Source organism: Neisseria sp. HMSC70E02, from assembly GCF_001838645.1.
Classification (GTDB): domain Bacteria; phylum Pseudomonadota; class Gammaproteobacteria; order Burkholderiales; family Neisseriaceae; genus Neisseria; species Neisseria macacae.
Map to the genome: position 1 here is coordinate 14,555 of NZ_KV838080.1, position 18,291 is coordinate 32,845.

18 protein-coding genes and 1 tRNA gene are annotated in these 18,291 nt (G+C 49.1%); 3 read left to right on the forward strand and 16 right to left on the reverse strand.

Annotated features, from left to right (window positions below):
* Positions 1-169: 169 nt before the first annotated feature.
* The 8 genes from odhB to sdhC form a co-directional block, all read right to left on the reverse strand.
* Positions 170-1,345, reverse strand: a complete 1,176-nt coding sequence (gene odhB, locus HMPREF3277_RS04010) for a 2-oxoglutarate dehydrogenase complex dihydrolipoyllysine-residue succinyltransferase (RefSeq protein ID WP_070870111.1) — start codon at positions 1,343-1,345, stop codon at positions 170-172.
* A gap of 112 nt (positions 1,346-1,457) precedes the next feature.
* Positions 1,458-4,286, reverse strand: a complete 2,829-nt coding sequence (locus tag HMPREF3277_RS04015) for a 2-oxoglutarate dehydrogenase E1 component (protein ID WP_003766559.1) — start codon at positions 4,284-4,286, stop codon at positions 1,458-1,460.
* Positions 4,287-4,493: 207 nt separating this feature from the next.
* Positions 4,494-5,777: a citrate synthase gene (gene gltA, locus HMPREF3277_RS04020; protein ID WP_045074643.1), complete on the reverse strand. Its 1,284-nt coding sequence runs from the start codon at positions 5,775-5,777 to the stop codon at positions 4,494-4,496.
* 117 nt (positions 5,778-5,894) lie between these two features.
* Positions 5,895-6,143 carry an FAD assembly factor SdhE gene (locus tag HMPREF3277_RS04025; RefSeq protein ID WP_049226519.1) on the reverse strand — a complete coding sequence of 83 codons (249 nt, stop codon included), beginning with the start codon at positions 6,141-6,143 and terminating at the stop codon, positions 5,895-5,897.
* 3 nt (positions 6,144-6,146) lie between these two features.
* Positions 6,147-6,854 (reverse strand): succinate dehydrogenase iron-sulfur subunit, encoded by a 708-nt coding sequence (locus HMPREF3277_RS04030; protein ID WP_003678833.1) that lies wholly within the window; start codon positions 6,852-6,854, stop codon positions 6,147-6,149.
* 124 nt (positions 6,855-6,978) lie between these two features.
* Complete coding sequence (sdhA, locus tag HMPREF3277_RS04035; RefSeq protein ID WP_070870112.1) at positions 6,979-8,742, reverse strand: succinate dehydrogenase flavoprotein subunit; 1,764 nt, start codon at positions 8,740-8,742, stop codon at positions 6,979-6,981.
* Positions 8,743-8,744: 2 nt separating this feature from the next.
* On the reverse strand, positions 8,745-9,086 hold the full coding sequence (gene sdhD / locus HMPREF3277_RS04040) for a succinate dehydrogenase, hydrophobic membrane anchor protein (RefSeq protein ID WP_003755562.1): 342 nt from the start codon (positions 9,084-9,086) through the stop codon (positions 8,745-8,747).
* Positions 9,080-9,457: a succinate dehydrogenase, cytochrome b556 subunit gene (sdhC, locus tag HMPREF3277_RS04045; RefSeq protein ID WP_003779309.1), complete on the reverse strand. Its 378-nt coding sequence runs from the start codon at positions 9,455-9,457 to the stop codon at positions 9,080-9,082. Before sdhC ends, sdhD begins: the two co-directional genes overlap by 7 nt.
* A 499-nt stretch (positions 9,458-9,956) precedes the next feature.
* Between sdhC and HMPREF3277_RS04050 the strand changes: the two genes are divergently transcribed.
* The gene (locus tag HMPREF3277_RS04050) at positions 9,957-10,355 is read left to right on the forward strand and encodes a YkvA family protein (RefSeq protein ID WP_070870113.1); all 399 of its coding nucleotides are present in this window, start codon (positions 9,957-9,959) and stop codon (positions 10,353-10,355) included.
* 67 nt (positions 10,356-10,422) lie between these two features.
* Here HMPREF3277_RS04050 and HMPREF3277_RS04055 read toward each other — a convergent pair whose 3' ends face one another.
* The 5 genes from HMPREF3277_RS04055 to dapF form a co-directional block, all read right to left on the reverse strand.
* Complete coding sequence (locus HMPREF3277_RS04055) at positions 10,423-10,935, reverse strand: lipoprotein (protein WP_003755569.1); 513 nt, start codon at positions 10,933-10,935, stop codon at positions 10,423-10,425.
* Positions 10,936-11,061: 126 nt separating this feature from the next.
* The gene (locus tag HMPREF3277_RS14875; RefSeq protein ID WP_168168248.1) at positions 11,062-11,220 is read right to left on the reverse strand and encodes a hypothetical protein; all 159 of its coding nucleotides are present in this window, start codon (positions 11,218-11,220) and stop codon (positions 11,062-11,064) included.
* 22 nt (positions 11,221-11,242) lie between these two features.
* Entirely contained in the window at positions 11,243-12,175 is a 933-nt protein-coding gene (cysK, locus tag HMPREF3277_RS04060) for a cysteine synthase A (RefSeq protein ID WP_070321044.1), read from the reverse strand.
* A gap of 114 nt (positions 12,176-12,289) precedes the next feature.
* The gene (locus HMPREF3277_RS04065; protein WP_060975101.1) at positions 12,290-12,898 is read right to left on the reverse strand and encodes a hypothetical protein; all 609 of its coding nucleotides are present in this window, start codon (positions 12,896-12,898) and stop codon (positions 12,290-12,292) included.
* Entirely contained in the window at positions 12,895-13,746 is an 852-nt protein-coding gene (gene dapF, locus HMPREF3277_RS04070; protein ID WP_049229889.1) for a diaminopimelate epimerase, read from the reverse strand. Before dapF ends, HMPREF3277_RS04065 begins: the two co-directional genes overlap by 4 nt.
* A gap of 371 nt (positions 13,747-14,117) precedes the next feature.
* On the opposite strand from dapF, the gene HMPREF3277_RS04080 reads away from it, so the two are divergent.
* The gene (locus HMPREF3277_RS04080; protein ID WP_070870115.1) at positions 14,118-14,606 is read left to right on the forward strand and encodes a NemA protein; all 489 of its coding nucleotides are present in this window, start codon (positions 14,118-14,120) and stop codon (positions 14,604-14,606) included.
* Between the two features lie 175 nt (positions 14,607-14,781).
* Positions 14,782-14,857, forward strand: a tRNA-Asn gene (locus HMPREF3277_RS04085).
* A 159-nt stretch (positions 14,858-15,016) separates the two neighbouring features.
* Here HMPREF3277_RS04085 and HMPREF3277_RS04090 read toward each other — a convergent pair.
* From HMPREF3277_RS04090 to HMPREF3277_RS04100, 3 genes are all read right to left on the reverse strand, one after another.
* Positions 15,017-15,433 (reverse strand): hypothetical protein, encoded by a 417-nt coding sequence (locus HMPREF3277_RS04090; RefSeq protein WP_049224644.1) that lies wholly within the window; start codon positions 15,431-15,433, stop codon positions 15,017-15,019.
* Positions 15,434-15,610: 177 nt separating this feature from the next.
* Positions 15,611-16,291: a hypothetical protein gene (locus tag HMPREF3277_RS04095; protein ID WP_070870116.1), complete on the reverse strand. Its 681-nt coding sequence runs from the start codon at positions 16,289-16,291 to the stop codon at positions 15,611-15,613.
* Between the two features lie 245 nt (positions 16,292-16,536).
* A complete protein-coding gene (locus HMPREF3277_RS04100; protein ID WP_246830753.1) occupies positions 16,537-18,117 on the reverse strand; it encodes an efflux transporter outer membrane subunit in 1,581 nt (526 codons plus the stop codon).
* Between the last annotated feature and the right edge of the window lie 174 nt (positions 18,118-18,291).

The following is an 18,291-nucleotide window of genomic DNA, read 5'->3' on the forward strand; positions in this document are numbered from 1 at the left end:
CCGTTTGCTTCTGCACGGCAAATGGCAGCAACAAACTTTCTCCCTTAGATTTCAAACATCCCGCCGTTTTCAGACGACCTTTTTTCGTTTCGAGGTCGTCTGAAAACCGGTAAGCAGCCCGATTTCAAACTGCTTTGTTTTAATCCGCTTTATATCCCTTTGGAGGCGTTTACAGATCCAACAACAGGCGTGCCGGATCTTCCAGCGCGTCTTTGATGGCAACCAAAGTCAGCACGGCTTCGCGGCCGTCGATGATGCGGTGGTCGTAAGAGAGTGCCAGATACATCATCGGACGGACAACGACTTGACCGTTTTCCACGACTGCGCGCTCTTTGGTCGCGTGCATACCCAAAATGGCGGATTGCGGCGGATTGATAATCGGGGTGGACATCATAGAGCCGAACGTACCGCCGTTGGTGATGCTGAACGTACCGCCGGTCAAATCTTCCAGCGCGATTTTGCCGTCTTTGGCTTTTTTGGCGTAATCGACGATGGCTTGTTCGATGTCGGCAATGCTCATTTGGTCGGCATCGCGCAGAATCGGTACGACCAAACCGCGCGGGCTGCCGATGGCGATACCGATGTCGAAGTAACCGTGATAAACGATGTCGTTGCCGTCAACGGAGGCATTGACCACCGGATATTTTTTCAGCGCGGCAACGGCTGCTTTGACGAAGAAAGACATGAAGCCGAGTTTGACGCCATGTTCTTTCTCGAATTTTTCTTTGTATTTCGCACGCAAGTCCATGATGGGTTTCATGTTGACTTCGTTGAACGTGGTCAGAATCGCGTTTTCCTGTTGCGAAGCCAAGAGACGTTCGGCAACACGGGCGCGCAAGCGGCTCATCGGAACGCGTTGTTCCGGACGTGCGCCCGCTGGAACAGGTGCAGGCGCAGCAGCGGGTGCAGCAGCAGGTTTGGCGGCGGCGTTTTGCACGTCTTCTTTCAAGACGCGACCGTCGCGGCCGGAACCTTGCAGCGCGTTCACATCTACACCAGTCTCAGCTGCCAGCTTCGCAGCGGCAGGCATGGCGGCATTGGTTTGCGCAGCGGCGGGAGCGGCTTCAGGCGCAGGCGCGGCGGCTGGGGCATCAACAGAAGCGGTTGCAGCGGTGTCGATGCGTGCCAACACTTGCTCGGCGGCAACAGTTTCGCCGTTTTGGGCGATGATTTCAACCAATACGCCGGCTTGTGGGGAAGGTACTTCCAAAACCACTTTGTCGGTTTCGATGTCAATCAGGATTTCGTCGCGCGCTACGGCTTCGCCGACTTTTTTCTTCCATTCCAAGAGCGTGCCTTCGGATACGCTTTCGGACAGCATGGGTACTTTTACGTCAATAATCATTTTGTGTCTCCGGATGGTCGTTGGTTTTCAGACGACCTGTTGTGTGTTATCTCTTTTGTTTGGCGGGCGTTCCGTCCGAAGTGTTTCATTCGGAACGCCGCACCGTATTGCGTTACAGCGTCATTGCGTCTTCAACCAGTTGTTTCAGCTGGGCGACGTGTTTGCTCATATAGCCGACGGCTGGCGATGCGCTGCTCGGACGGCCGGCGTAAGACAGTTTTTGGCTTTCGCCGATAACGTCTTCCAAGCGGTGGCGGATTTGGTAGAACGCGCCTTGGTTTTTCGGCTCTTCTTGCGCCCAAACCACGGATTTCGCGTTCGGATATTTCGCCAGCTCTGCGCGCACCTCGTCGTATGGGAACGGATAAAGCTGCTCGACGCGGACGATGGCGACATCGTTTTCCAGTTTGCGCTCGGCACGACCTGCTTCCAAATCGTAGTAAACCTGTCCGGCGCACAGAATCACGCGTTTCACGCTTTCATTGTTGCCACGCTCGGCGGTATCGCCGATAACGGGACGGAAGCGCGAACCTTCGGTAAAGTTTTCCAACGGACTCATCGCGCCTTTAAAGCGCAACAGGCGTTTAGACATGAAAATCACCAGCGGTTTGCGATACGAACCCAAGACTTGGCGTTGCAGCAGGTGGAACATTTGCGACGCTTCAGACGGCATGATGATTTGCATATTGTGTTCGGAACACAGTTGCAACCAGCGTTCCACGCGGCCGGATGAGTGTTCCGGACCTTGACCGTCGTAGCCGTGCGGCAGGATGGTGGTCAGACCGCAGAGACGACCCCACTTGGTTTCACCGGACGACAGGAATTGGTCGATGGTGACTTGCGCGCCGTTGGCAAAGTCGCCGAACTGCGCCTCCCAAATGGTCAGTTTATCAGGTGCTGAGCAGGCAAAACCGTATTCGAACGCCATGACTGCTTCTTCGTTCAAGATGGAGTCGATAACGAGGAATTCGCCTGCGCCTTCGCCCATATTGCGCAGCGGTACATAAGTGCCGTCATCCCATTTTTCGCGTTTTTGGTCATGCAATACGGCATGGCGGTGCGAGAACGTACCGCGTCCGGAGTCTTCGCCAGAAATGCGCACGCCGTGGCCTTTAGTGACCAGGCTGGCGTATGCAAGGGTTTCCGCCATACCCCAGTCAATCGGCTGACTGCCCGCAGCCATGCCTTTGCGCGCTTCGAGCACGCGTTTGGCAGTCGGATGCAGTGCAAAGCCTTCGGGAACGGCGGTAAATTTCTCGGCAAGACGCTCGATGTCGGCAGCGGGCAGACCGGTTTCCACGTCTTCGCGCCAGTCTTTACCTTGGTATTTGCTCCAGTCGATTTGCGTGCGTTGGAAGTTGCTCAACGTCGTTTGCTCAACGTGTTCGCCTTTATCCAAAGCATCGCGGTAGGCTTGGATATAGCCGTCGGCTTCTGCCTGCGTTACCACGCCTTCTGCGATCAGTTGCTCGGTGTACAAAGCACGCGCTCCGGGGTGTTGCGATACTTTTTTGTACATCATCGGCTGGGTCAGGGTCGGATCGTCGCCCTCGTTGTGACCCCATTTGCGGTAGCAGACGACATCGATCACGATGTCTTTGTTGAATTTCTTACGGTAGTCCAAAGCGGCTTGGATGGCGAAGCAAACGCGTTCCGGATCGTCGCCGTTGACGTGGATGACCGGAGCGGAAACCATTTTCGCCACGTCGGTACAATGCACGGTCGAACGGGTGTCGCGGGTATCGGAAGTGGTGAAGCCGATTTGGTTGTTGATGACGATGTGAACCGTACCGCCGGTGGTATAGCCGCGCGTTTTGGACAGATTAAACGTCGCTTGGTTGACGCCCAAGCCGACAAATGCAGAGTCGCCGTGAATCAATACGGGCAATACTTTGTCGCGGCCGTTTTCACCCAAACGTTTTTGTTTGGCGCGTGCAGAACCTTCAACGACAGGATTGACGATTTCCAAATGCGACGGATTGAACGCCAAAGAAACGTGCATCGGGCCGTTCGGCGTAGCGATGTCGGAACTGAACCCCATGTGGTATTTCACGTCGCCGCTGGGCAGCTTGATTTCGGCACGGCCTTCAAATTCGGCAAACAAATCGCCCGGTTTCTTGCCCAAGATGTTGACCAAGACATTCAGACGACCTCGGTGTGCCATACCGATGATGACCTCTTCGACGCCGTCTTTACCTGCGTTTTGAATCAGGTAATTCAGACCGGCAATCACGCTCTCGCCGCCTTCTACGCCGAAGCGTTTCTGACCGACGTATTTGGTATGCAGATAACGCTCCAAAGTCTCGGCAGCGGTCATTTCTTTCAGGATGCGGCGTTTCTGTTCGGCACTGTAGCTCGGGGTGGACAGCACATCCTCAAAATAATTGCGCAACCAGCGGCGCTCTTCGGTATTGGGAATGTAGATGTATTCCAATGCGAGGTGGCCGCAGTAGGTTTGCTTGAGGTTGCTGATGATTTGGGACAGGGGCAGTTTGCTTTGGCCGGAAAAATCGCCCTCGCCCATATTGAACTGAACCGCCATATCGGCATCATTCAGTCCGTGGAATTTGGGATCGAGGGCTTCAATGTTGCGTGGCGGGATACGTTTGAGCGGGTCAAGCTGAGCGGCGCCCACACCTTGAATACGGTAAGCAGAAATCAACCGCAGTACGCCGACCTGTTTCTTCATCATAGCTTCGTCCATACCGCCGGCAATAGCTGCTGTCGATTTGGTTTTTGCCAAATTGGCGAAGGATTCACGGATCGGAGCATGGGCGATATCAACATCCGCCGCACCGGGCTGCTTGCTTAAGTCGGTGAAATACTGCTTCCATTTTTCATCGACCGAATTGGGGTTTTCCAGGAAATTCTCATACAACTCCTCGATGTAGGGAGCATTTGAACCGAACAGATAAGAAAAATTGAGTTTTTCATCCATCATGACGCGAGCTCTTTTCTTTAAAATATAAACAAAGGGTAGAATTCCATGTGTTTCAACGGAATCCATGCCGTTTGAAATGACACTTCATTCTACCCTATTTCCAGCCAAATTACTTGTATCTGTTTCGTTTGCTGCAGACAAACTTATTTAAAAAAACTATTCGGCTTTCTCAAATGAAGTTCCAACAACATATTAATATACTGATTTTCAGCGTTTATCCGCCGGCACATAATCGCGGCGTTCCGAACCGGTATAAAGTTGGCGCGGACGGCCGATTTTCAGCGAAGGATCGCCGATCATTTCATGCCAGTGCGAAATCCAGCCCACGCTGCGCGACAGGGCGAAGATGACGGTAAACATTTCGGTCGGAATGCCCAGCGCGGACAGAACAATACCGGAGTAGAAGTCGACGTTGGGGTACAGCTTGCGCTCCACGAAGAACGGGTCTTTCAGGGCAATTTGTTCCAATTCCATTGCCAGCTTAAATTTCGGACTGTCTTCCAAGCCCAATTCTTTCAGCACTTCATAACAGGTCTCGCGCATAATGCTGGCACGCGGATCCATATTGCGGTACACGCGGTGTCCGAAGCCCATCAGGCGGTATTTACGCTGTTTCACGCCTTCCATATATTCGGCAACACGGGACACATCGCCGATTTCGTCCAACATTTTCAAAACGGCTTCGTTCGCACCGCCGTGGGACGCACCCCACAGACAGGCAATACCGGCAGCGATACAGGCAAACGGGTTCGCACCTGAAGAACCTGCCAGACGGACGGTCGAAGTCGATGCGTTTTGCTCGTGGTCGGCATGAAGGATAAAGATGCGGTCGAGCGCGCGTGCCAATACGGGATTGGGTTTATAGTCTTCACATGGTGTGGCGAACATCATGTGCATGAAGTTTTCGGAATAAGAGAGGTTGTTTCTCGGATAATTGAACGGCAGACCGTTGGAGTAGCGGTAGCACATCGCCGCAATCGTCGGAATTTTGGAAATCAGGCGGTAAATCGCGATTTTGCGGTGTTCGGGGTTCGTAATGTCCAGACTGTCTTGATAGAACGCAGACAATGCACCTACTACGCCGACCATCATCGCCATCGGATGCGCATCGCGACGGAAGCCGCGGAAGAACCAAGTCAGCTGTTCATGCACCATCGTATGACGGCGGACGGTATTGTCAAATTCTGCCTTTTGCTCAGGCGTCGGCAGTTCGCCGTAAATCAGCAGGTAGCAGACTTCCAAATAATCGGATTTTTCGGCGAGTTGTTCGATGGGATAACCACGGTAATACAGCAGGCCTTTGTCGCCGTCGATATAAGTGATTTTGGATTCGCAGCTTGCTGTTGAAACGAACCCGGGGTCGAATGAGAATAAGCCTGTGTTTTTCGTCAGTGCGCGGATATCGACCACGTCATGACCGATGCTCGCTTCCAATACGGGCAGTTCTAAATCCTCTTGATTGGGTACGTTGAGTTTAATTGATTTGGACATATTTATCGCTCCTTTGTAGGTTGGGGCTTTCGTTGCTGCCTATGCAGCACGGTCTTTATTTTCAGACGACCTCCGTATCCTAGAAATCCGCCGAAAGGCAGGCGGATTTCCAATACGTCAAGCTCGTCTGATTTTTTCAAGCATAGGGATAAGGTGTTCCTTGTCTGTCGCCGAATGTCCGTTGATCAGGGCAAGAAGCTCTTGATCTTGAAACTCAAGGATTTCGGAAAACTCGGACAGCTCTTTATCGTTCAAATGCTCGAATTCTTTTTCCATAAACCTGCCGAAAATCAAATCTAACTCCAATAATCCCCGGCGGGTTTGAAAACGGATTTTCCGTTTGGCAATATCGTCAAAAACCATCATTTCTTAAACGGCTCGTTTCAACATAATTTCTTTAATCTTACCGATGGCACGGGTCGGATTCAAGTGTTTAGGACATACGTCCACGCAGTTCATGATGGTATGGCAGCGGAACAGGCGATACGGGTCGTTCAAATTATCCAAACGCTCGTTGGTGATGGTATCGCGGCTGTCGGCAATGAAGCGGTAGGCGTTCAGCAAACCGGACGGACCGACGAATTTGTCGGGATTCCACCAGAACGACGGACAGGCAGTTGAGCAGCAGGCACACAAAATACATTCGTACAAACCGTCCAACTCTTTACGCTCTTCTTGGGTTTGCAAGCGCTCTTTGTCGGCATCGATCGGATTGTCGTTAACGACGTAAGGCTTGATGGAATGGTATTGTTTGAAGAACTGGGTCATGTCCACAATCAGGTCGCGGATGACGGGCAGACCGGGCAGCGGGCGGATTTTGACAGGCTGTTTTAGGCTGCGTAAATCGGTCAGGCACGCCAAGCCGTTTTTGCCGTTGATGTTCATACCGTCCGACCCGCAAATACCTTCACGGCAGGAACGGCGGAAAGACAGGGTATCGTCTTGCGCTTTCAGGCGCACCAGCGCGTCCAAAAGTTTGACGTCGGTAGGTTCCAGTTCCAACTCGTAACGTTGCATATATGGTTTGGCATCAACGTCCGGATTGTAACGGTAAATTTCAAAACTCATTTTTTCCATGAGAAGTGTTCCTTTTCTCATAAACCGCCTGATGGTTTTATGTTATGGGTTCAGGCTGTTCAGTGTGGTGGTGTATTTGATTTTCAGACGACCCCTTGTGATACGGAGGTCGTCTGAAAACGCATCAGTAAACGCGCTTGGCCGGTTTGATGTATTCCACGCTCAAAGGCTTGGTGTGTACCGGTTTGTAGGACAAGGTATTGGTATCTGAATGATACAGCGTGTGTTTCATCCAGTTTTCGTCATCGCGTTCAGGATGGTCGTCTGAAGCGTGTGCGCCGCGCGATTCTTTACGCGCCTCAGCAGACACCAAAGTTGCTTTCGCTACTTCAATCAGATTATCCAATTCCAAAGCCTCGATACGCGCAGTATTCCACACTTTGCTCTTGTCTTTGATTTCGGTACGTTTCACACGCTCGGCAATCGCCATGATTTCTTGAACGCCTTTACTCAGAATCTCATCAGTACGGAACACGCCGGCGTGCATTTGTACGGAGCGTTGCAGCTCGCGACGCAGCGCATCAACGTTTTCGCCATCGGTTTGATTGTCCAAACGTTCGATACGTTGGCGGGTCAGCTCGCCCGCATCAGCAGGCAGCGGTTTCCAATCGCTTTGCTCTTTGATGAATTTAATCATACTGTCGCCGGCAGCTTTACCGAACACCACCAAGTCAAGCAGGGAGTTGGTACCCAAACGGTTCGCACCGTGTACGGAAGCACAAGCACACTCGCCCGCTGCGTACAGACCTTTCACCGGCACTTCATATTCGTCGCCTTGCGGCACAACGACTTCGCCGTGGTAGTTGGTCGGAATACCGCCCATCATGTAGTGGGTAGTCGGCACAACGGGAATCGGGTCTTTAATCGGGTCGATACCGGCAAACTGAATGGAAATCTCGCGGATACCCGGCAGTTTTTCCATAATTTTTTCGGCACCGATATGGTCGATTTTCAACAATACATGGTCTTTGTTCTTGCCGCAGCCGCGACCTTGATAGATTTCCATCGCCATTGCGCGGGAAACCACGTCGCGCGAAGCCAAGTCTTTTACGGTCGGTGCATAGCGTTCCATAAAGCGCTCACCATCGGCATTCAACAGAATACCGCCCTCGCCGCGCACACCTTCGGTAATCAACACGCCTGCACCTGCCACACCGGTCGGGTGGAATTGCCAGAATTCCATATCTTCCAACGGAATGCCCGCACGGGCGCAAATACCCAAACCGTCGCCAGTGTTCATATAGGCATTGGTGGAAGACGCATAAATACGACCGCCGCCGCCGGTAGCAAACATCACGGCTTTAGCATGGAAAATATAAACTTCGCCGGTTTCCATTTCCATGGCGGTCACACCGACGACGTCGCCGTTTTCATCACGAATCAAATCTTGCGCCGTCCATTCCACAAAGAATTGCGTATTGGCACGGACGTTTTGTTGATACAGGGTATGCAGCATCGCATGACCGGTACGGTCGGCAACCGCGCAGGCACGTTCTACCGCGCGCTTGCCGTGTTCGGCAGTATGACCGCCGAAAGGACGCTGATAAATTTTGCCGCTTTCAACGCGGTCAAAAGGCATACCCATGTGCTCCAACTCAATCACTGCTTCAGGCGCGGCGCGACACATAAACTCAATCGCATCTTGGTCGCCCAGCCAGTCGGAACCTTTCACGGTATCGTACATATGCCAGTCCCAACGGTCCTCCTGCACATTACCCAGCGAAGCGGAAATACCGCCCTGCGCCGCTACAGTATGCGAACGGGTCGGGAACACTTTAGACAAAACGGCACAATTCAGACCAGATTTGGATAATTGGAGGGCTGCGCGTAAACCTGCACCACCACCGCCGACAATCACGGCATCAAACTTGCGAACAGGAAAACCCATACTTACCCCCAAATTACTTTAATTGAATACACCAGGCAGCCGACCAGCCAAACGATGGTGGCAACCTGCAAAAACAAACGCACGCCGAAGGGTTTGATATAGTCCATCCACAAATCGCGGATACCCACCCAAGCGTGCAAAAATACGGCGATAAAGCTGACTTGAGTGAACACTTTCACCCAAACTTGATCGAAAAATGCCTGCCATGCCGAATATTCTTTAGGCAGGGTAAACAGAATCACTAAAAGCGCGACGGTATAGATCAACATGATAACCGCAGTCGCACGCTGCATCGCCCAATCGCGCAAACCGTAATGGGCACCGGTCAATTTACGCTCTACCATAACAACGCTCCCAAAACGACGGTCAGCACCAATGCGGCAGCAAACACCAATTTGGCGGTATTGCGCGCAGTATTCAGCTCAAGGCCTTTGTGTGCATCCAAAAATAAAAAACGGATACCGGCGAGAAAATGGTGCAGATAAGCCCATAACACGCCGATTAAAATCAACTTAACCAAAGGATTGGAAACGATGGCACGGTAAGTTTCAAACGCCGACTCGCGGCTCAACGTACCGGACAGGAGATACAGCAAAACGGGAAGCATTATAAATAACCCTACCCCGCTGATGCGGTGCAAGATGGAGACAATTCCCGGTATAGGCAACCGTATATTGGGAATCTCCAAAAAGACAGGACGCGGTTTGACGGACATAGCCAGTTCCTCTGTATTTTTTTATCAGCTCAAAACCAATAACTCAAATTACATCGAGTTACATAAACTATAATTTACCTGTTTTATCCGATTTTGAACAGTCTAATTTATAAACAATCTAATAAATTTTACCAAAAAACATCATAAACTGTACCAATAACAAAACACTATCCATTAATAATTGAACCAATACCGCTTCAACTGCCGTTCGGCAACCTCCATATGGCTTTCACGCCCTGAAATACCATCTTAATATCTTTGTTTTTATAATATATAAATAGAAATAAATATTATTTTTATAATCCAATAACCACAAAATTCGAATATAAATCGAACTGCAAAAACATTACATTCAACGCCTGCGATCGGTATGTTTCAGACGACCTCTTCAGCGCCTATCACAAAACTGCACTATACTGACATTTCTTTGCCTTACTCCGTTTTATACTTTGCCCGCATTACGGCAAACCCTTCCCACTCAATTACTGTGAGGCTTATTATGAAACATTCCGAAGAAAAACAATACACCCATTCTTCCGATCCGGAAAACTTTATCCCCAAATTCAGAAGGCGCAATTTGGATAAAACGGGTTTTCTCAATAAGCTCGCCCGTTTTGCAGGCCGGTTGGGCGAACCCATCGTACGCCAGTTGTATGCGCTGTATTATCTTTGGGACTCCCCTTACACCCCCAGACGCGCCAAGATGATTATCGTCGGCGCATTGGTTTACTTCCTCAGCCCTATCGACAGCATTCCCGATTTGCTGGGTCCTTTGGGATTCAGCGACGACATTGCCGTTATTACTTTGGTGTACAGCCAGATGAAAACTTATCTGACGGAAGACATCAAAGAGCGGGCAAGACTGGCAACCGAGAAGCTGCTGCGTAAAACATCATAAATATCAGCATCCAAAACAAAAGGTCGTCTGAAAATTTTCAGACGACCTTTTGTTTGAAATGAGAAACTTATTTCAACGGAGTCATGTTCATGACTTCCATCAGGAAGTTGGTAAATGCCGGATTAGAAGGCTTGTTACCCATATTTTTCCAGCGTTGCTGCCATCCGCGCAGGGCGTTTTGGATATACAGTTTGGATTGTTCGGTATTGATTTCGCCTCGTTGGCTGTCAACGGCAGAACGCAGATAAACCTCATATACGCTGTCATCCACGACATTACGGCCGACAAGCTGGATACGGAACTTGTTCAGATATTGGGCAGCTTGAACTTTGGTCATTTTTCCTTGGCTGACCTGATAGCTCAAACGCGTCGCCTCATCGCGGATTTTTGAAACATCACTCCAATGCGAAGAAGCCAAACTGAACGCCGCAGATTTTTCACCCTTAGTCGTTTTAACATTAGGCTTAACATTAGTCGGACGGACAGGCACTTCTTGCAAGCTTGGGACATAAATGGTCTCACAACCGGCAAGTGCCGCCAACGCAAATAAGATGGGAATATATTTTTTCATGTCTACCATTATAATCAGGATTATCCAGATAACCAAATTCTATATCAATCTGACTTTTTCTGTTGACTGAATTACAACAACTTTCGCCTTACATTCCAATCTTTACACGATATGGTGGTTTATAGTGGACTAACTTTAAACCAGTACGGCGTTGCCTCGCCTTGCCGTACTACCTGTACTGTCTGCAGCTTCGTCGCCTTGTCCTGATTTAAATTTAATCCCACTATAAATCCATTTTTGCGCCACACCATGCCGCAAGACCGCAAAAAAGACCGCCGAAGCGGTCTTTTTCATCACTTATTTTCTCCCAACCCTATTATGCCAAATCGGCAAACAGAGGCGTAGAAAGATAGCGTTCGCCATAAGAAGGCAGCAGCACGACAATCAGTTTGCCTTCGTTTTCAGGCTGTTTGGCAAGCTGCAGCGAGCTCCATACTGCCGCACCGGAAGAAATACCGACCAAAATACCTTCTTTTTCCGCCATCGCGCGGGCGGTTTCAAACGCCGCTTCGTTCGGAACTTGGGAAACGCTGTCATATACCTTGGTATTCAACACGGTAGGGATAAAGCCGGCGCCAATACCTTGAATCGGGTGCGGACCTTTTTCGCCACCGCTCAACACCGGAGAAGCTTCAGGCTCGACGGCAACGACTTTGACTTCGGGTTTGTATTTTTTCAACACTTCACCCACGCCGGTAACCGTACCGCCCGTACCGACACCCGCCACAAAAATATCAACTTTACCGTCAGTATCGCGCCAAATTTCTTCGGCGGTCGTTTCGCGGTGGATTTGCGGGTTCGCCTCGTTATCGAATTGGCGCGGCATGAAATAAGTATCGGGATGCTCGTCCACCAAGGCTTGTGCTTTTGCAATCGCCCCTGCCATACCTTCGGACGCAGGAGTCAAAATCAATTCCGCACCGAACGCACGCAGCAGCATTTTGCGTTCTTTACTCATGCTTTCAGGCATCGTGATTGCCAGCTTGTAGCCGCGCGCCGCGCACACCATTGCCAAACCGATACCCGTATTGCCGCTGGTCGCTTCCACAATTACAGTATCCTTACCGATTTTGCCCGCTTTTTCGGCGGCTTCAACCATTGCTTCGGCAATGCGGTCTTTCACGCTGCTGCCGGGATTGAAAAATTCCAGTTTGACGGCGACTTCGGCTTTCAAACCTTCAGTCAGACGGTTTAATTTGACCAACGGGGTGTTGCCGATCAGCTCGGTAATGCTGTTTGCAATCTTCATTTTCTACTCCAGATTTTGATGTGATATGACCTGTATATTAAAGACAGGTCGTCTGAAAAACCAATATCGAATGTTTCTTTATTTATAACTTTTGGTTGTTTGGCTTGATGCGTCCTAATGAAGTCCGATTTCTCCGACTATCGCCCCCGTGACTAAAGTCTGCATGACCAAAGCCATCAGCCAGCCCAGTCTGAGTTGCGCTTTACTGAACACCGCCGGCGACTGCTTGGCAATACTTCTGCGGTGCAGATAAAAAACCGCCATCATGACAAACTGCAAAACAAACCAATAAACAGGCTTGAGCGCGTACAGTTTCAACAAAGCCGGAAACGTAAAAGCCAAAGAACGGCCCGGCATCAGAAAATACAATATCGCGGCAATCGACACAAAAGCCAAAGTCATCAATACATTGCTGACGGCAAACACGCTCAAAAACGGATGCTGCAAATCCGCCTGCCAAAAACCAGTATCCGCCTGCTTTTTCCAATGAAAAGCAAAGAAAAACACACTGGCAAAAGTCAGATAAAAATGCGGGACAAACAACGGACCGACATGGGTAATCCCCCACATTCCCGGCAAAAGCTGCGATCCCAAAGTCGACACGCCCAGCCACAAAACAACCGAAGCCCAAAACCACTGGAACATTTCAGCGCGGAAAATCAATCCAAAAAACACCAGCCCATAAGCAACAACGGCGAGAAAATCCAAATTCGTCCAAATCATGAATACTGCAACTCGCCTTCAAAAACCGTTTGAACAGGCCCGGTCATCAAAACGTCCTCACCATGCGACCAAGTAATAAACAAATCCCCGCCCGGCAGCGAAACCTTCACAGGCACGCCTTCCGCCAACAGCCCCAACCGGACGCCCGCAACCACAGCCGCACAAGCCCCCGTACCGCAAGCCTGCGTTTCACCCACACCGCGCTCAAATACGCGCAGGCGGATAGATTCCCTATCGACAATCTGCATAAAGCCGACGTTGACACGTTCCGGAAACTGTTCGTGCGACTCAATGGCTTCTCCCCAATGAGCCACGGGCGCAGTCTGAACATCCTCCACCACAATCACAGCATGAGGATTGCCCATATTCACACAACTGACCTGCACCGTTTCCAAACCGACCATCACCATATGCGTCAAAGCATCATCTGCTTCGTCAGGAACCGGTACAAACGGAATTTCAGACGACGTAAAGCGCGGTTTGCCCATATTCACGGTCACCAAACCATTATCCAACAGCTTGGGAATAATCACGCCCTTAGCCGTTTCCACCAAAATTTCCTTTTTATCGGTCAAACCTTTATCCGCCACAAATCGGGCAAAACAGCGCGCGCCGTTGCCACACTGCTCCACCTCGCTGCCGTCCGCATTGAATATACGATAACGGAAATCCACCGCATCGGAAGAAGGCTTTTCCACCAACAGCAACTGATCGAAGCCCACCCCTCTAAAACGGTCGGACCATTCGGCAAGCGGCGCAGTCAGCGGATCAAAATCCTGCCCGATACCGTTTACCACCATAAAATCATTGCCCAAACCGTGCATTTTGGTAAATTTCAAGGTTTTCATTGTTTTTTCCAGAATTCGTTATCGATTAAATAGGGAGCGAATATCCAAATATTCTTAACCTTTTTACTTTGCAGAAAAATCCGTCTGAAGGGTCGTCTGAACAGCATTCTACACTATATATATGCTATATCGCAGATTTTCCCGACTTCATACCGCCATACGCCGATATCCTTATTATCCATACAGTCTTAATGCTTCTTTCTCCCACCTTAATCAAAGCTAACGTCCTCAACCGAATAAAAACGATATAATTCAATAAGAAAGTCGCCACATTCGGCTTTAGTTTCATAACATCATTGCCCATCCGAGGCAAAACCACGCCTTTCTGTTACCGTCTGCAATCAGGTTCATACTCATAGCGAGGAAATGCCATGAAACCCTCAATTCCCCTCATCCTTCTCTCTTCCACACTCTGCGCCTGCACCGCCGGCACGCCTGGTATGTCCATCGGTTTAGGCATAGGAACCGGTATCGGACACCATGTCGGACTCGGTACTTCCGTCAACATCCCGATTACCTTAGACAAAAATAAAACCACCCCAAACAACACTGGCGGTATCAATATTATTGACGAACAAATCGTGACTTATTTCGATACACACGGCAATCCCAGCAACAGCGCCGTCAAGGGCGGCTACTACCGTCAACTGAAAAACAAACGAGGCGATCAATATACCGTACAAGATTTTTACAGCGACAACAGTCGGAAGCGGACAGACCCCTATACCTTAAGCCGCAGCCAACTGATGCAATTCCGCGCCACACCAAACAACGGCTCACTCACCACATACGCCTATAACGGCACCGTAATGCAACACCAAGAGTTCCGCAACGGCAAACTTGTCAACGCCAAATATTAGACAAAATAGCATCCCGACATGCCAACCACGCCTGTTGCCATTTGCGCCCTATTGGTTTCAAACACAACTATTCACAAAATAAATACTTTTAACATTCAACTATTTGTAATATTACTACGCCTCATCTGAAAAATAATATTGACACTTTTTTTTCAGACGCTATAATGCACCCCATTCCCCGATAGCTCAGTCGGTAGAGCGACGGACTGTTAATCCGCAGGTCCCTGGTTCGAGCCCAGGTCGGGGAGCCAAATTTCAAAAGCCTGAACATAATGTTCAGGCTTTTTTGTTTACCAATCCTACTTTGGTTTCTTCAGGATCCTTCTTCGGATGCTTCCCCAATCCCAGCATCCTTGCACCCGTGTCCCACACACACCAAACATTAATCAAAATTTATACAAATCAATAATTTAATAAACAGATATCAAATGAAGCATACCCTGATCATTCACATAGATAAAAACATTATTTTTTCTAAATACATATATTGAAGAATTCTTCTCACATAGCCAATCGCACTTTTCAGCAAAATTCAGCCAGTCTTCAATACCCGAGAATTCTGAAAACAAATCATTTAAAACTACAGATTTGGCATTTGTGTTCTCAAAATTTATCTGCATACCTATTATTTTTTTATTTTCTAACGAGAACATTATATTTTCATAATTATCTAAAAATATTTTTGATTTTTTAGAAATCCTCATAGGATTTAATACAAAACCTTTGATTTCTTGGCAAATATCTTCTTGATCATCCCCTACATGAAGCTTACCAATCCTTCCGCTTTCAACAACATCGCTAACTAAATACAGTTCACATCGATTCATCACCACTTCCTCACACACAAATTTGGTCTAATATCCACTAAAACTTTTTAATCAACAACCTTATCTATATCGATATCATGAATTTTCAATTCTTCTAATAAACCCAGGTCGTCTGAAATTTTTCAGACGACCTTTTCACAACCTTTTTTGAGTACCAAACAATACATATAAAATTTATTAAACAGGGGTATATCTAGGCAAAGAATTTATCTCCGTAGCCATCCATTCTTTGGTTGTAATTAACTTAGTCACCTCAACAGGCAGAAATTCCAGATACTCCAACTTCAAATCATTAGCCTTTTGTCGAAATTTTTCCGAAACAATCAAAGAACATTTAGTCTCATGTTTAATATCAAATAAATCGTAATCACAATTATCCAAAATGCTCATTTTGAGTAATTCATCAACTCCATAAACCTGCTCATATTCACATTCTTTAAGATTTACAACTTCTTCCAGTTCTAACTTATCTGTTGTCATCGCATAATAAACACGATTTGATATGATATTTTTTGTTTTCCCATTCATATATTTTACAGGTTTTATTTGTAAAATATTTGTCTTCATTCCCTCTAAACACCGCATAAATTCTTGGGTAATGATATAAGTGTATTCAGATAAACTACGTACAGGGTAGTCATATTCCCTTAAATTAGAGACCAAAATGAGATTATCAGGAAGTATAATTTTTTTACGCTTCCGTGTTATTCCCGCATACCAGGGAAGAGAACCATATTCCACCTTAAAATCGTTCAGTTGGAAGGAGGGGAGCAACTCCTCTGGCAGTAGATAATTATTGTAAAACCCAATCCCGCATGGGATGTTGTGACTGATAGTCAAATAATAAAATTTCATCATTGAAAATCCTAACCCAATCTTTCCAGATATTGGTTTGGCAAAAATGGGGCAGACAGTCTGCTTTTCTCATTCATTTCTAAAACTCCCTTATATCACTAACTAAATACGGTCCGCATCGATTCATCACCACTTCCTCACACACAAATTTAGTCTTATACCCACTAACCTTTTTAATTAGCAACCTTATCTATATCGATATCAGAAATTTTCAATTTTTCTAACAAACCCAGGTCGTCTGAAATTTTTCAGACGACCTTTTTTGCTTTTTTATAGTGAATTAAATTTAAATCAGGACAAGGCGACGAAGCCGAGACAGTACAGATAGTACGGCAAGGCGAGGTAACGCCGTACTGGTTTAAAGTTAATCCACTATAATTCGACCAGCCGCCGCCCAATGCCTTATACAGCGACACCAGCATCTGCGCCCTTGCCAGCCGCGCCGCAATCAGGTTTTCCTGCATTTGGCCTTCGGCGATATGGGCTTTGAGGGCAACATCCAGCGTTTTGTAGCCGTTGCGGAACATTTTTTCCGTATCGGCAGCATGGCGTGCTGCCTGATTATGGGCGGTTTGCAGCAGTTCGGTTTGACGGCTTAGCGATTCCACGCCTTGATATGCGCTGTCCACTTCGCCCAGCGCGGTCAGGAGCCGTTTGTCGTATTCCAGCAATGCCGTCTGAAGGCGTGCGTCGGCAGCTTTGATATTGGCTTTGATGCGGCCGTTGGTGAACAGCGGCGTCTGTATGCCCACCGACAGCAAACTTGCCCAGCCGGTCAGAGAACGGTCGCCGTCCACACCGATGCGCCCGCCCTGCCCCATAAAGCTGATGGTGAAGCGCGGCAGCAAATCGGCTTTGGCACTGGCGAATTTGGCGGCATAGACATTGACTTGAGCCGCCTGTGCGCGCAGGTCGGGGCGGCGTTCCAGCAAGCCTTGAGGCGTCTGCCCGCCCGGCGCGGAGGGTTGGCGCGCCAACACATCGACAGACGATTCGGGCAGCGTAAACGTTTGCGGCACGTTGCCGGTCAAAACGGCGATACTGCGCACATAAGCGGCGTATTCCGCCGCTATCGTGGCGCGTTTGGCTTCCGCCGCAGTCAGTTGCACTTTCGCCTCGTTCACTTCATAGCCGCTGACATGTCCCGCCTTAAACCGACCTTCGATGTAGCGCACCATCCGCCGCAAAGTGGCAACGGTTTGGTCAGCGGTTTTCAGACGGCCTTGTGCCGCACGTACTTTGAAATAATTGTCGGCAATATCGCCCGCCACCAGCATTTGCGCGCCATACGCCAGCTCTTGTTGTCCGAGCGCAGCATAACGGGCGGCATCGGCATCGCTTCGTTTCTTGCCGAAAATATCCGGCTCCCACGAAGCGGTCAGTCCGCCGTATAGGCTGGTGCCTGTGGACTCGATGGTATCGCCGTTTAAAGACGAGGCCTGCGGATAACGCGAGAGCAACGCCCTGGCATTACTGTCGAGCGGGCTATCCATTTTGCTGTAATTCGCCCCCGCCTTGCCACTCAGTCCGACGTTCGGCCCCAAATCGGCATGCGCCGCCCCCGCCACGGCACGGGCTTCGTTCAGACGGCTGACAGCGATTTTCACATCATGCCCCTGCGCCAAACCCTGCGCGATTAATCCGCTTAACACCGGATCGTTCCACTGCTGCCACCACGCCCCGATGTCCGCATCGCCCTTCGCCGCCGCATCCTGCGTAAATGTTTCGGGCAATTCAACCTGACTGTTTAACGGAACTTCTGTGTTTTTACAGCCTGCAAGCGCCAAGGCTGCGGCAATACACAATAAATGGATTTGATTGAATTTCATCGTATTTTCCTTTTTGAAAAGGTTTTAGCGTTCCGTGTTGGCGAAATTTGTTTCGCTCGTTTTCAGCGTGCGCCGCCTCTTGACGGGGCAACCTTTCAGACGACCTTTCAGAAGATTTTTTTGCGAAACCTAGGAACCTGAATGTAAGCCTGCGGCTTACTGCCCTCTCCCTAA

What these genes read in the sequence shown, in the direction of transcription:
- sdhA (WP_070870112.1), bottom strand. Translation starts at nt 8,742, where the DNA reads ATGGGTTTTCCTGTTCGCAAGTTTGATGCCGTGATTGTCGGCGGTGGT.
- sdhD (WP_003755562.1), bottom strand. Translation starts at nt 9,086, where the DNA reads ATGGTAGAGCGTAAATTGACCGGTGCCCATTACGGTTTGCGCGATTGG.
- sdhC (WP_003779309.1), bottom strand. Translation starts at nt 9,457, where the DNA reads ATGTCCGTCAAACCGCGTCCTGTCTTTTTGGAGATTCCCAATATACGG.
- odhB (WP_070870111.1), bottom strand. Translation starts at nt 1,345, where the DNA reads ATGATTATTGACGTAAAAGTACCCATGCTGTCCGAAAGCGTATCCGAA.
- HMPREF3277_RS04050 (WP_070870113.1), top strand. Translation starts at nt 9,957, where the DNA reads ATGAAACATTCCGAAGAAAAACAATACACCCATTCTTCCGATCCGGAA.
- HMPREF3277_RS04080 (WP_070870115.1), top strand. Translation starts at nt 14,118, where the DNA reads ATGAAACCCTCAATTCCCCTCATCCTTCTCTCTTCCACACTCTGCGCC.
- HMPREF3277_RS04065 (WP_060975101.1), bottom strand. Translation starts at nt 12,898, where the DNA reads ATGATTTGGACGAATTTGGATTTTCTCGCCGTTGTTGCTTATGGGCTG.
- dapF (WP_049229889.1), bottom strand. Translation starts at nt 13,746, where the DNA reads ATGAAAACCTTGAAATTTACCAAAATGCACGGTTTGGGCAATGATTTT.
- HMPREF3277_RS04015 (WP_003766559.1), bottom strand. Translation starts at nt 4,286, where the DNA reads ATGATGGATGAAAAACTCAATTTTTCTTATCTGTTCGGTTCAAATGCT.
- HMPREF3277_RS04055 (WP_003755569.1), bottom strand. Translation starts at nt 10,935, where the DNA reads ATGGTAGACATGAAAAAATATATTCCCATCTTATTTGCGTTGGCGGCA.
- HMPREF3277_RS04095 (WP_070870116.1), bottom strand. Translation starts at nt 16,291, where the DNA reads ATGATGAAATTTTATTATTTGACTATCAGTCACAACATCCCATGCGGG.
- cysK (WP_070321044.1), bottom strand. Translation starts at nt 12,175, where the DNA reads ATGAAGATTGCAAACAGCATTACCGAGCTGATCGGCAACACCCCGTTG.
- HMPREF3277_RS04090 (WP_049224644.1), bottom strand. Translation starts at nt 15,433, where the DNA reads ATGAATCGATGTGAACTGTATTTAGTTAGCGATGTTGTTGAAAGCGGA.
- HMPREF3277_RS04025 (WP_049226519.1), bottom strand. Translation starts at nt 6,143, where the DNA reads ATGATGGTTTTTGACGATATTGCCAAACGGAAAATCCGTTTTCAAACC.
- HMPREF3277_RS04100 (WP_246830753.1), bottom strand. Translation starts at nt 18,117, where the DNA reads ATGAAATTCAATCAAATCCATTTATTGTGTATTGCCGCAGCCTTGGCG.
- HMPREF3277_RS04030 (WP_003678833.1), bottom strand. Translation starts at nt 6,854, where the DNA reads ATGGAAAAAATGAGTTTTGAAATTTACCGTTACAATCCGGACGTTGAT.
- gltA (WP_045074643.1), bottom strand. Translation starts at nt 5,777, where the DNA reads ATGTCCAAATCAATTAAACTCAACGTACCCAATCAAGAGGATTTAGAA.
- HMPREF3277_RS14875 (WP_168168248.1), bottom strand. Translation starts at nt 11,220, where the DNA reads ATGAAAAAGACCGCTTCGGCGGTCTTTTTTGCGGTCTTGCGGCATGGT.